Annotated in this window: 12 protein-coding genes; 9 read left to right on the forward strand and 3 right to left on the reverse strand. The window is 63.0% G+C overall.

All coding sequences use genetic code 11. The annotated features are described in order from the left end of the window. Window positions 1-4 precede the first annotated feature (4 nt). The 3 genes from surE to J2858_RS09990 all read left to right on the forward strand — a co-directional run bounded on the left by surE (window position 5) and on the right by J2858_RS09990 (window position 3,155). Window positions 5-772 (forward strand): 5'/3'-nucleotidase SurE, encoded by a 768-nt coding sequence (surE, locus tag J2858_RS09980; RefSeq protein WP_210104635.1) that lies wholly within the window; start codon window positions 5-7, stop codon window positions 770-772. Window positions 773-780: 8 nt separating this feature from the next. Further along, complete coding sequence (locus tag J2858_RS09985; protein ID WP_377296590.1) at window positions 781-1,422, forward strand: protein-L-isoaspartate(D-aspartate) O-methyltransferase; 642 nt, start codon at window positions 781-783, stop codon at window positions 1,420-1,422. A gap of 158 nt (window positions 1,423-1,580) precedes the next feature. Beyond that, window positions 1,581-3,155: a LysM peptidoglycan-binding domain-containing M23 family metallopeptidase gene (locus J2858_RS09990; protein WP_210104637.1), complete on the forward strand. Its 1,575-nt coding sequence runs from the start codon at window positions 1,581-1,583 to the stop codon at window positions 3,153-3,155. Between the two features lie 130 nt (window positions 3,156-3,285). Here J2858_RS09990 and J2858_RS09995 read toward each other — a convergent pair whose 3' ends face one another. Further along, complete coding sequence (locus J2858_RS09995) at window positions 3,286-4,158, reverse strand: ATP-binding protein (protein ID WP_210104638.1); 873 nt, start codon at window positions 4,156-4,158, stop codon at window positions 3,286-3,288. 222 nt (window positions 4,159-4,380) lie between these two features. On the opposite strand from J2858_RS09995, the gene yajC reads away from it, so the two are divergent. From yajC to J2858_RS10020, 5 genes are all read left to right on the forward strand, one after another. Next, window positions 4,381-4,731, forward strand: a complete 351-nt coding sequence (yajC, locus tag J2858_RS10000; RefSeq protein WP_210104639.1) for a preprotein translocase subunit YajC — start codon at window positions 4,381-4,383, stop codon at window positions 4,729-4,731. A gap of 69 nt (window positions 4,732-4,800) precedes the next feature. Continuing rightward, on the forward strand, window positions 4,801-7,365 hold the full coding sequence (gene secDF, locus J2858_RS10005) for a protein translocase subunit SecDF (protein ID WP_210104640.1): 2,565 nt from the start codon (window positions 4,801-4,803) through the stop codon (window positions 7,363-7,365). Window positions 7,366-7,368: 3 nt separating this feature from the next. After that, complete coding sequence (locus J2858_RS10010) at window positions 7,369-7,752, forward strand: Mth938-like domain-containing protein (RefSeq protein ID WP_210104641.1); 384 nt, start codon at window positions 7,369-7,371, stop codon at window positions 7,750-7,752. Window positions 7,753-7,814: 62 nt separating this feature from the next. Then, a complete protein-coding gene (locus J2858_RS10015; protein ID WP_210104642.1) occupies window positions 7,815-8,669 on the forward strand; it encodes a phytoene/squalene synthase family protein in 855 nt (284 codons plus the stop codon). Between the two features lie 104 nt (window positions 8,670-8,773). Next, window positions 8,774-9,220, forward strand: a complete 447-nt coding sequence (locus tag J2858_RS10020; protein WP_210104643.1) for a hypothetical protein — start codon at window positions 8,774-8,776, stop codon at window positions 9,218-9,220. 36 nt (window positions 9,221-9,256) lie between these two features. Here J2858_RS10020 and trmFO read toward each other — a convergent pair whose 3' ends face one another. Next, a complete protein-coding gene (gene trmFO / locus J2858_RS10025) occupies window positions 9,257-10,714 on the reverse strand; it encodes a methylenetetrahydrofolate--tRNA-(uracil(54)-C(5))-methyltransferase (FADH(2)-oxidizing) TrmFO (RefSeq protein WP_210104644.1) in 1,458 nt (485 codons plus the stop codon). Between the two features lie 189 nt (window positions 10,715-10,903). Further along, window positions 10,904-12,118, reverse strand: a complete 1,215-nt coding sequence (locus J2858_RS10030) for an NADP-dependent isocitrate dehydrogenase (protein WP_210104645.1) — start codon at window positions 12,116-12,118, stop codon at window positions 10,904-10,906. Window positions 12,119-12,288: 170 nt separating this feature from the next. On the opposite strand from J2858_RS10030, the gene J2858_RS10035 reads away from it, so the two are divergent. Next, entirely contained in the window at window positions 12,289-12,837 is a 549-nt protein-coding gene (locus tag J2858_RS10035) for a hypothetical protein (RefSeq protein ID WP_210104646.1), read from the forward strand. Window positions 12,838-12,926: the final 89 nt, after the last annotated feature.

Here is a 12,926-nt window from a genome sequence, read left to right on the forward strand (position 1 = left end):
AGAGATGCGGATACTGCTGACCAATGACGACGGCATTCATGCCGAAGGGCTGGCTGTGCTGGAACGCATCGCCCGCAGTCTTTCCGACGATGTCTGGATCGTGGCGCCGGAGACGGACCAGAGCGGGCTTGCCCATTCGCTGACGCTGTCGGAGCCGCTGCGGCTGCGCAAGGTTGCCGAGCGGCATTACGCCGTGCGCGGCACGCCGACCGATTGCGTCATCATGGGGCTTCGCCATGTGCTGGACGTCAAGCCGGATCTCATCCTGTCGGGCGTCAATGCCGGTTCCAATATTGCCGATGACGTGACCTATTCGGGCACCATTGCCGGCGCCATCGAAGGCACGATCCAGGGCATCCGCTCGCTTTCGCTGAGCCAGGCGGTGCGCCGCGACGGCGAGACCCGCGTCATTCCCTGGGAGATCGCCGAAACCCATGCCCCGGCGCTGATCGAAAAGCTCATAGAGGCGGATCTTGCCGGCGGCACGTTCCTCAACCTGAATTTTCCGGCCTGCACGCTGGATGAGGTCGAGGGTGTCGAAGTCACGAGCCAGGGCAAGACGGATTTCGGGCTTGTCGTGGATGAACGCCATGACGGGCGCGGCAATCCGTATTTCTGGCTGCGATTCGGTGCGCGCACGGGACAGTTCCCGCCCGGCACCGATATTCATGCGGTCAGCATGAACCGGATTTCGGTGACACCGCTGAAGCTCGATCTCACCGATCATTCGGCGCGTGATGCTATTCAGCAGGCTCTGGGAGTGGATGCTTGAAAGCCGCGATGATCGAGAAAGAGGGGTTTGCCGCGCTGGTGCTTCGGCTGCGGGCGCAGGGCATTACCGATCTTGATCTTCTGACGGCGATCGAGCAGACGCCGCGCAGCCAGTTCGTGCCGCCACAATTTGCGAGCGACGCCTATTCCAGCCGCAGCATTCCCATCGAGTGCGGATCCTTCATGGAAGGGGCCGATCTTGCTGCCAGGCTTCTGGCGCAGCTGCATGTGAAGCCCGGCCATCGTGTGCTCGAAATCGGCACAGGCAGCGGTTTCCTGGCGGCCGTGATCGGTCGGATCGCCGAGCGTGTCCTGACGGTGGAGCGCTACCGCACCTTGGTGAAGGCGGCGCAGCTTCGAATGGAAGCGCTCGGCCTTCGCAATGTCATCATCCGCCAGGCGGATGGGACGCACGGGCTGCAGGGAGAGGGCACCTTCGACCGTATCCTGGTGACGGCGGCCTTTGAAAGCATGCCGCGCTTTTATGCCGAGCAACTGGTGCATGGCGGCTCAATGATCGCGCCGCTTATCACCGAGGGCGAGAATTGCATGATGGTTCGCCTCACCAAGACCGGCAGCCGATTCGAGCGCGAGGACCTGTTTCCGGCGCCCTACCTGCCGCTGGCCTCCCATATCGCTTTGCATCTTTGAGAACCGGCGCGGCCGGCGCCTGGGCCCCCCAATGCGCAAAGCCGATTCATGGTTATCAATTTATCAAAAAAACGCAGTGTGGCTGCCTGCCTTAACCCGACGGTAAGACTAACGGGTTTTAATGATCGTCAAGTTAGTTGCGTCGTTTAGGTCGGGTCATGCGTTTGAACAGTTCATCGAATATGAGAAAGTCAGCCGTACGCGTCGCCGTGGCAGCGTTTCTCGCCAGTGCGGCAACCGGGTGCAGTTCCGATGCCACGCGCTTCTCAGGCCTGATGCCCGGAAGTGACGACATGACGACGGCTTCCATTCCGCAGCGTCAGGGGGCAGGGGCCTACGGTCCGGCGCCGATGCCGCAGGATGATGTCGGTGGCTACGCTTCCGCAAGTCCGCAGCCGAGCGGCGGTTACGCGCAACAGCCTTCTTATCCGCAGGCGCAGCAGCAGACCTATCCGCAGCAGGGTGGTTATGGTTCAGCCAGCGCTTCGCCGGCCCGGCGCGCCGCAGCCCCGGTTGCGATCCAGCGCGCGGAACTTGCTCCCCCGACCGACAGCGTCGCCAGCCGGCCGCCGGCCCGCGAAGATCTGTCGCGCCAGCAGGCCATGGTGCAGCCGGCGCCTGCCGCCGCAGCCCGTCCGGCCGCCGGTGGCGAGCGGGCGCCAGGCGCTCCGCAGGCCGGTTGGTCGACGGTCAATGCCCCGCGCATTGCCATGCGTCCCGGCGAGACGGCAGCCACGCTCTCGCAGCGTTACGGCGTGCCGGAAAAGGAAATCCTCAAAGCCAATGGCGGAACGCTCACCGCCGGCCAGATGGTGATCATCCCGACCTATGCGGAGCGCTCGAACCCGGCGCGCGTTGCCTCCGGCCAGATCGACTTGCCAAGCGATGGCAAGCTTCCCAAGCCCGCCCGCGATCAGGGCGACAAGGTGGCGGTACTGCCCGGCGCCCAGACCTCCCGCGACAAGACGCAGGCGGACGCCGGCAAGCTCACCCCGCCCTCAGGCGGCGGCCAGCCGGTTCCGCCGAAGGGCGGCTCCTATGTCGTGAAGCCCGGTGATACGCTTGCCAAGATCGCCCGTGCGACCAATACGCCGATCGATCGCCTGAAGGCGGACAATGGTCTTTCCGATGGCGGCATCCGTGTCGGCCAGACGCTGAAGGTCGCAAACGGCGGCGAGGCGGTGAAGCCGGCCGCTGCTCAGCCGGCCGCTCCCGCCAAGGTCGAGGCCGTCTCGGTTCCGGCGCACGAGGCAGCCGCTGCCAAGGCACCGGAAAAGCCGGCGCATACCCAGACCGCAAGCCTTTCCGACGTCGAAAGCAAGTCCGATGTCAGCACGCCGGCCCCGTCTGCGACGGGTATCGACAAGTATCGCTGGCCGGTGAACGGCGCGGTGATTGCCGCTTATGGTTCGAATGTCGATGGCAACCGCAATGACGGGATCGACATTTCGGTGCCCGAGGGCACGCCGATCAAGGCTGCTGAAAACGGCGTCGTCATCTATGCCGGCAATGGCCTGAAGCAGCTCGGCAACACGGTTCTGGTGCGCCACGACGATGGCAAGGTTACCGTCTATGGTCATGCCGGGAATATCAACGTGAGCCGCGGCCAGAAGGTCCAGCGCGGCCAGACGCTTGCTACATCCGGCATGAGCGGCGATGCAAAGCGTCCGCAGGTGCATTTCGAAGTGCGCAAGGACGCAACGCCGGTCAACCCGATGACCTTCCTGGAATAGGAAAGACAACGGGCTCACCCGCGCTAAGACACAAAGATTGCCCTCGCAGTTGTTTTGCGTATCGAGGGATGGGAGAAAGCCCGGCATGTCCGGGCTTTTTTCATGCGCGTTTTTTTGGGGGCGGAGAAGGTTAGGCCCGATGAAGCGGCTTGCGCAGGCGACCGGCAAGATCCTGGATATATTGCCAGGCGACACGGCCCGAGCGCCCGCCGCGGGTGGTTGCCCATTCTAAGGCCTCGTGATGCAGGGTTTCGCGCGCCAGGCCGAGGTCGAAATGGTCGGCGTAGCCGTCGATCATGCCGAGATAATCCTCCTGGCTGCACTTGTGGAAGCCGAGCCACAAGCCGAACCGGTCCGATAGCGACACCTTTTCCTCGACCGCTTCGGACGGGTTGATGGCCGTCGACTGCTCGTTTTCCAACATATGGCGCGGAAGCAGATGGCGCCGGTTGGAGGTGGCGTAGAACAGAACATTGTCCGGCCGCCCCTCGATGCCGCCGTCGAGCGCTGCCTTCAGCGACTTGTAGGCCGTGTCGTCGTGGTCGAAGGACAGGTCGTCGCAAAAGACGATGATGCGCTCTCCGGATGCCTTCAGGATATCGAGGAGGGCGGGCAGCGAGGAAATGTCTTCGCGGTGAACCTCGACCAGTTTGAGCGGCGCTCCAGTCGATGCCTTCACATCGGCATGCACGGCCTTGACCAGCGAGGATTTGCCCATGCCGCGCGCCCCCCACAGCAGGACGTTGTTGGCTTCAAAGCCTTCAGCAAAGCGCAGCGTGTTTTCGTGCAGGATGTCGCGCACGTGGTCGACGCCGCGAATGAGGGCAAGGGCCACCCGGTTCGGACGCGCCACAGGCTGCAGGTAGCGGTTGGCGGGCACCCAGACGAAGCAATCGGCGGCCGTCCAGTCGTTGACGGCGGGGGCGGGGCCTGCCAAACGCTCGAGCGCATCGGCCAGCCGGCGCACCTCGGCGATCAGTTCTGCGGTTGCATCCACGCTCATCTTCACCTCCTTGGTGCGGCGGCACGGGCCGGATTGCACGGTGCCTCAGCCGCCTTCACGCTTTTCCACGGCGGTAGCATGGTGTTTTCCCCATCGAAAGGGTAAGAGGCCTGAATTCGGTACGCCCAGCCCGCCGTTTCTGTTGCATTCCCCTTGATCGCAACTATATTCCGGCGGCTTGAAACGGGGGGTGCCTCCGTCATCCAATTCCGGGAGTTCTCGATGTTCATTACTGAAGCATTTGCCCAGGCCGAAGGTGCAGCCACCTCTGCATCCCCCTTTGGCTCCGGCCTCGAAATGCTTTTCCTCTTCGCACCGTTGATGGTGGTCTGGTATTTCTTCCTGATCCGTCCGCAGCGTGCGCAGCTCAAGAAGCGCCAGGAAACCCTGTCCAATATCCGTCGCGGCGACCAGGTCGTTCTCGGTGGCGGCATCTCCGGCAAGGTGACCAAGGTGGTCGATGACGCGGAACTGGAAGTGGAAATCGCCGAAAACGTCAAGGTTCGCGTGCTGCGCACCTACGTGGCTGAAGTCCGCGTGAAGGGCGAGCCGGTCAAGACCGAGAAGGCCTGACACTCTACCCGGGCTCGGCGTCCGCTGAAGCGGGCGCCTTTTTGACCCTGCCAGAACATCGAGAGCGCAATGCTATACTTCTCCCGCTGGAAGACCCTATTCATCTGGTTCGTGATTGCCGTCAGCCTGCTGATCGCGGCTCCGAACATGTTCAGCAGCGAGCAGTTGGCAAAGCTCCCGGGCTGGTTCCCCACCAAGAAGGTCACGCTCGGCCTCGACCTTCAGGGCGGTTCGCACATCATGCTCAAGATCGAGCGGGGCGATATCGTCAAGGAACGGCTCGAAACCATCGTCGGCGACGTGCGCAACGTGCTGCGTGAAGCCAATGTGCGCTATACGGGCCTCAACGGCACGGGCCAGCAGATCCAGGTTCGGGTAACGGATGTGGCGCAGCTGCAGGCGGCGCGCGATGCCCTGAAGCCGCTGCTGCAGCCGGTCTCTGCCGGAACCTTTGGTGGCAGCATCACGGAACTGAGGCTGGACGATTCGGGCGACGGCCTTCTGCGCCTGAGCCTCACCGATTCGGGCATCGACTACCGCATGTCGTCCGCCGTCACGCAGTCGATCGAAGTGGTGCGCCGTCGCGTCGACGAGCTCGGCACCACCGAACCGCTCATCCAGCGCCAGGGCGATGATCGCATCATCGTGCAGGTCCCTGGTCTGCAGGATCCGCAGCGCCTGAAGGCGCTTCTGAACCAGACGGCCAAGCTTTCCTTCCACATGGTCGATACCTCGATGCCGGTGCAGGAGGCGCTGAACGGCCGTCCGCCCGCAACCTCGCAGATCATGTACTCGACCGATGATCCGGCCGTGCCCTATCTCGTGGAGCGGCGTGCACTGGTATCCGGCGAAAACCTCGTCGATGCGCAGGCAAGCTTCAACCAGCAGACCAACGAGCCGGTGGTGACCTTCCGCTTTGATTCGCGTGGTTCGCAGCGCTTTGCCCAGGCAACGCAGCAGAATGTCGGCCGTCCCTTTGCCATCGTGCTCGATGACCAGGTGATTTCGGCCCCCGTTATCCGCGAACCGATCATCGGTGGCTCCGGCCAGATTTCCGGCAATTTCAGCGTCCAGGGCGCCAATGACCTCGCCGTCCTGCTGCGCGCCGGCGCGCTTCCAGCAACGCTGACGGTGGTCGAAGAACGCACTGTCGGTCCGGGCCTTGGTGCAGACTCCATTCGCGCCGGTGTCGTTGCCTCCATCATTGGCGCGGTCGCCGTTGCCGCCTTCATGTTTGCCTTTTATGGCTTCTTCGGCGTGCTCGCCAATATCGCGCTCGCCATCAATATCGTGATGATCCTCGCAGTGCTTTCTCTGATCGGCTCGACGCTGACACTGCCCGGCATCGCCGGCATCGTGCTCACCATGGGCATGGCGGTCGATTCCAACGTGCTGATCTACGAGCGTATCCGTGAAGAGGTGAAAAGCGGTCGCTCATTGCTGCCGGCCATCGACAGCGGCTTCAAGCGTGCCTTCGGCACCATCATCGATGCGAACCTCACGACGCTGATTGCCGCCGTGGTGCTGTTCTATCTTGGCTCCGGCCCGGTGCGCGGCTTTGCCGTGACGCTTGCCGTCGGTATCGTCACCACCGTCTTTACCGCCTTTACCTTCACCAGCTGGCTGTTTGCCGTCTGGGTGCGCCGCGCCAAGCCGAAGCACCTGCCGAAGGGCGTTCGCACCGGCGTGTTCGATGGTCGCGGCCTGCCGTTCATGTCGATCCGCCGCTACACCTTCCTGATTGCCGCTGCGCTTTCCATCGCCTCGCTCGTCAGCTTCGTGACGGTCGGCATGAACCTCGGTATCGATTTCCGCGGCGGTTCGATCATCGAGCTGAAGGCGCGCCAGGGCGACGCCAACATCGCCGATATCCGCGCCCGCCTCGACCAGCTCAATCTCGGTGAAGTCCAGGCACAGGGTTTCGGCACGTCGCAGGACGTTCTGGTGCGCGTGCAGGCGCAGGACGGCGGCGAAAATGCCGAGCAGTCGGCGCTCGCCCGTATCCGTGGCGATCTGGAGGGCGATTACGAATTCCGTCGCGTCGAAGTGGTCGGTCCCTCCGTGTCGAGCGATCTGACCTATACGGCAACGCTTGGCGTCGGCATCGCGCTTCTGTTCATCCTCGTCTACATCTGGTTCCGCTTCGAATGGCAGTTTGCCGTCGGCGCCATCATCGCGACGATGCACGACGTGATCTTGACGCTCGGCCTCTTCGTGTTGACCGGCATCGAGTTCAACCTGACGAGTATCGCGGCCATCCTCACCATCGTCGGCTATTCGCTGAACGATACGGTGGTGGTCTACGACCGCATGCGCGAAAATCTCCGGCGTTATAAGAAGATGCCGCTGTCCGACCTGATCGACATCTCGATCAACCAGACGCTGTCGCGCACGGTTCTGACCGGCCTCACCACGATGATCGCGCTTTCGGCGCTCTATCTCTTCGGTGGCGAAGTCATCCGCTCCTTCACCTTCGCCATGCTGTTTGGCGTGGCGGTCGGCACCTTCTCCTCGATCTATATCGCGGCACCGGTGCTGATTGCCTTCAGGCTGCGCACCGATGCGTTCGATACGGAAGAGAACCGCAAGACCAAGACGGACAAGAGCTTGCCCTCCGGCAAGCCGGGCGTCTGATCCTTGGCCCGCGCGCCTGAAATCCGCGATGCCCATTTTCCCGGGCGTGCACCCATCGATGCCTATGGCAATGGCGGTTTTCGCTTTGCCGACATGTCGCATCGCGGATCTCTGCTGTGCCTGCCTTCCGGCATCTATGGCTGGGACATGGAGGAGGGCGCCGCGCTGACGGTGGACGCATTTGCGCGCGTTCTTCAGGAAACGGGCGTGGAGTTTCTTCTCGTCGGCACGGGGCGCGATCTGCGTACCTTACCGGCGCCGCTGAAGGCGGCGTTCAGGGGACGCGGCATTTCATCGGATTCGATGGGAACCGGCGCGGCGGTGCGCACGTATAACATCATGCTCGGTGAAATGCGTCCGGTCGCTGCGGCCCTCATCGCCGTCTGAGCCAAATCCCCGGTCGCGGGGCAAACTTTAAGGGTCGGAGACCCCAGGGTTCGGAGACCGATGTGACGGCTGCGCCAACCGATAATTTCCAGATCTGCCTGTCGACACTGCGGGAGACCGACCGCGACCGTTACCTTGCCTGTCTCCTGTCGCCGGAAGACAAGCGCGGGGCGCTGGCGGCCCTCTATGCCTTCCACGCCGAAATTGCGCGCGTGCGCGATGTCACCGAGCAACCGCTTGCCGGCGAGATCCGCCTGCAATGGTGGCGTGATCTGCTGGAGGGCGATGCCAAGGGCGAGGCAAGCGCCAATCCGGTGGCGGCTGCCCTGATGGACACGATCGAGCGCTACAGCCTGCCGCGCACGGTGCTCCTGGCGATGATCGAAGCACGGGTCTTCGATCTCTATGATGATCCGATGCCGGACCGCCATGCGCTCGAAGGCTATGCCGGCGAAACCGCATCCGCCCTGATCCAGCTTGCAGGTCTTGTGCTCGACGCGCCGTCTGCCATGGCAAGCTCGGAAATTGCCGGACATGCCGGGGTGGCGCAGGCGATTGCCGGGTTTTTGTTGCTGATGCCGCTGCACCAACGGCGCGGCCAGCTTTATCTGCCGCAGGATATCCTCACCGCCACCGGGCTTGACCGGGACCGGTTTCTGGCCGGTGGGCAGAGCGACAATATCGGCCACGCCATCGAGGCGTTTGCGGGGCTTGGTCTTGATCACCTGGAAAAGGCCCGCAATGCCGGTCAGATCCCGGCGCCGGTGCTTCCCGCCTTCCTGCCGGCGGCCATTGTCGAGCCGGTGCTGCGGCGTGCCGTCAAGCTGAAGGCGGGTGTTCTCACGGCAGGTTTACAGCAGGCGCAGTGGCGCCGACAGCTGCGCATGGCGCGTACGCTTGTCTTGAAGAAAATTTGATCCACTCTATCTGCTGTCACGCTGGCGCAAGCCTCGCCGGCTAATGCGGTCCTCGTGACGGTCTGCGATATGCAGCCCAAGGCTGGCCTGAGCAGGAGAGCACTGTGGCACTGGCAATCTGGGCGATCATCGGCCTTCTGGTCATTCTGATTGCCTATTATGCGACGCGCATGGCCCGCGAGCGGGAGGACGCCGATCGGCATGATCCGAGCATGGCCATCCTGGAATTCGGCCGCGCCTATCCGACCGAGGCGATCCGCAACCTGCATGAGACGGCGGATGGTTCTGCCATCTTCGTGCGCCTGCACGACAACAAGGCGGGCATCATGCGCAACCGCCGCTCCCACTATGCCTGCCACCTGATCCAGCCGGGGCGCGTGCGGGTGACGCCGATGGAGAGTGATCGGGGCCTCACCATCCAGTTTCTCGACGCACCGGGCCAGGACGACAGCTTTGTCTTTTCAACGGCGCAGGAAGCGGCCGAAGTCTCGCTCTGGCTGCTTGGAAATTACGTGGCACCGGAACTGCAGCAGCTGGAAGAGAGCCGCTGAGGCGGGCCCTTCGGCCCGACCCTTGTCAGACAGGGGTCAGACGACCGCGTCTTCCTCTTCGGCGGCGGCCGCGTCCACGACCGGCGCCGGCTTGCCGAGCCAGGTGGCGCAGTCGGCAAGTGCCCGGCGCGCCATCAGCTGGCGTTTCATGATCGTCTTATCCTTGCCGCGAAAGCGCTTCAGGCCTTCGGGGCGCACGATGGAGCCGGGGGCAAGATCGGGAAACAGGCCGAAATTGATGTTCATCGGCTGGAAAGAACGTTTTCCCGGTTCATCCTCGGATACGATATGGCCGCCGGTGATGTGGTTGAGCAGGGCGCCCAGCGCCGTGGTGGCGGGCGGGGCGGAAATCCTGTCGCCCTTGCGCTCGGCGCTGGCAAAGCGGCCGGCGAGCAACCCGATGGCGGCACTTTCCACATAGCCTTCGCAGCCGGTGATCTGGCCCGCAAAGCGCAGGCCCGGCCGGCTCTTCAGGGTAAGGCTGTGGTCGAGCAGGGTCGGGGAGTGGATGTAGGTGTTGCGATGCAGGCCGCCGAGCCGTGCAAATTCGGCATTCTGCAGGCCCGGGATCATCCGGAAGATTTCCGCCTGCGCGCCGTATTTCAGCTTCGTCTGGAAGCCGACCATGTTGTAGAGCGTGCCGAGCGCGTTGTCCTGGCGCAGCTGCACCACCGCATAGGCCTTGACCGTCGGGTTATGGGAATTGGTGAGCCCCATCGGCTTCATCGGCCCGTGGCGCAGCGTTTCGCGACCGCGCTCGGCCATCACCTCGATCGGCAGGCAGCCGTCGAAATAGGGCGTGCCTTCCCATTCCTTGAAGCCCACCGTGTCGCCGGCAATCAGGGCATCGACGAAGGCATCGTACTGCTCCTTGTCGAGCGGGCAGTTGATATAGTCGCGGCCGTTGCCGCCGGGGCCGACCTTGTCGTAGCGCGACTGGTACCAGCAGATATCCATGTCGATCGAATCGCGGTGGACGATCGGCGCGATGGCGTCGAAGAAGGCGAGCGCATCCTTGCCGGTCTCGCTCTGGATGCCGGCAGCCAGCGCCGGCGAGGTGAGGGGGCCGGTCGCAATCACCGTCAGGTCCCAGTCGGCGGGCGGCAGGCCCTGCACTTCCTCGCGTATAACCGTGATCAGCGGATGCTCATGCAGGGCGCGCGTCACCGCATCGGAAAACCCGTCACGGTCGACGGCAAGCGCCCCGCCGGCCGGCACCTGGTGGCGGTCGGCGCAGGCCATGATCAGTGAGCCGGCCATCCGCATTTCCGCATGGATGACGCCGACCGCATTGGCCGTTGCATCGTCGGAGCGGAATGAATTGGAGCAGACGAGTTCGGCAAGCCCGTCGCCCTTGTGGGCATCCGTGCCGCGCACGCCGCGCATCTCGTGCAGGATGACGGGCACGCCGGCTTCGGCGATCTGCCAGGCGGCTTCGGAGCCGGCAAGGCCGCCGCCAATGACGTGAATGGGGGAAAAGGAGGTCGTGTTCATGGCCGGGTCATTACCACGACCCGGCTTGGCGTCCAACTGCAAAGGCGAATTCGTTTCCGCTGCTGCGATGGGAGCCGATTGGCAAAAAGGTGATGCGGACGGCTGCATTGACGCAGGCCTGGAAACGCCGCGGAAAAAAGAAACCCGGCACAAGGCCGGGTTTCAGAAAGGCATTCAGGCTGCGATGGCTCAGGCGGCCATGGCGGCGCGCAGGTTCTCGTCCACCTTGTCGAGGAAGGCGGTGGTGGAGAGCCACGGCTGATCGGGGCCGATGAGGAGTGCCAGGTCCTTGGTCATGTAGCCGGCTTCGACGGTGTCGATGCAGACCGTTTCCAGCGTCGAGGCGAACTTTGCAAGTTCCGCATTGTCGTCCAGCTTGGCGCGGTGGGCAAGGCCACGCGTCCAGGCGAAGATCGAGGCGATCGAGTTGGTCGAGGTTTCCTGACCCTTCTGGTGCTGGCGGTAGTGACGGGTCACCGTGCCGTGAGCGGCTTCGGCTTCGACCGTGCGGCCATCGGGCGACAGAAGAACCGAAGTCATCAGGCCGAGCGAGCCGAAGCCCTGGGCAACCGTGTCGGACTGGACGTCGCCGTCATAGTTCTTGCAGGCCCAGACGTAGCCGCCGGACCACTTCAGGGCCGAGGCAACCATGTCGTCGATCAGGCGGTGTTCGTAAACGATGCCGACTTCGTCGAACTTCGCCTTGAACTCGGTCTGGTAGACTTCTTCGAAGATGTCCTTGAAGCGGCCGTCATAGGCCTTCAGGATGGTGTTCTTCGTGGACAGGTAGACCGGCCACTTGCGCATCAGGCCGTACATCATCGAGGCGCGGGCAAATTCCCGGATCGACTCGTCGAGGTTGTACATGGCAAGCGCCACGCCGGCGCCCGGTGCGTTGTAGACTTCCTTTTCGATCACTTCGCCGTCTTCACCGACGAACTTGATCGTCAGCTTGCCCTTGCCGGGGAACTTGAAATCGGTTGCCTTGTACTGGTCGCCGAAGGCGTGACGGCCGACAACGATCGGCTTGGTCCAGCCGGGAACGAGGCGCGGCACGTTCTTGCAGATGATCGGCTCGCGGAAGATCACGCCGCCGAGGATGTTGCGGATCGTGCCGTTCGGGCTCTTCCACATTTCCTTGAGGTTGAATTCCTTCACGCGGGCTTCGTCCGGCGTGATGGTCGCGCACTTGATGCCGACGCCGTGCTTCTTGATGGCGTGGGCGGCATCGACCGTCACCTGGTCGTTGGTGGCATCGCGGTTTTCCACCGAGAGGTCGTAATATTCGATATCGAGATCAAGGTAGGGCAGGATCAGCTTTTCCTTGATGAACTGCCAGATGATGCGGGTCATCTCGTCGCCGTCGAGATCGACGACCGGGTTGGCAACCTTGATCTTGTTCATGTATCAGCCTCTTTGATGGACGGGACCGAAGCCCCTGATAGGATGGAATGAAGTCCCGTGCGCTATAGCATTGCCGCAGCCGAACGCAAAGCCGTGGTGGAACAATTGCCATTGTCAAATCAACCGGCCCGGATAATCTCCGGGCACCGCCACTCAGGGATACCACGCACATGCGGACCGCACCGCTCGCCTTCTTTTTCGCAGCCTTTGCCACCGTTGTCAGCACCGAAACCGCGGGCGCCGCGGACGTCGCAGAGCCCGTGCGCCAGGTGATGGCCATCACCAAGACGAACTGGGAAAGTGTCGACGCGGGCTGGAAATTCATTTTTGATCCGGATCCGCTCGCCAAACTGTTCAGCAAGCGGTTTCAGGCCGCCTACAAGGAAGCGGCCAAGCATCCGGCCTATGACACCGAGAACAATGAGCCGGGTGATCCCTTCGGCTATGACGTGGTGACCAATTCGCAGGACGGTTGCCCGCTGCAGGACATATCCATCGTTCCAGGCGCGGCCAAGGACGGCGTGACGCCGGTGAAGGTACGCTTCAAGCAGTGGACCTGCATCGATGAGGAGGATATCAAGAACTCCGTGAGCGAGGTCGATTTCGATGTCGTGACGGAAGGCGGCAAGCCGGTCATCGATGATATTCACCGCGTTGCCGACAATGAGCGCGATTCGGTGATCGCTGAAATGCAAAGCCTGGCGAAAGGCCAGCAGTAGTATTTTAACGTCGGCCTTGCCGGCGTCGCGCAGGGGCGCGATGTCCCCGGCGTCGCGCGGAGGCGCGATTTCAATGCGCGACGGGCTGA

It is taken from the genome of Neorhizobium galegae (assembly GCF_017877135.1).
Lineage (GTDB): Bacteria > Pseudomonadota > Alphaproteobacteria > Rhizobiales > Rhizobiaceae > Neorhizobium > Neorhizobium galegae_A.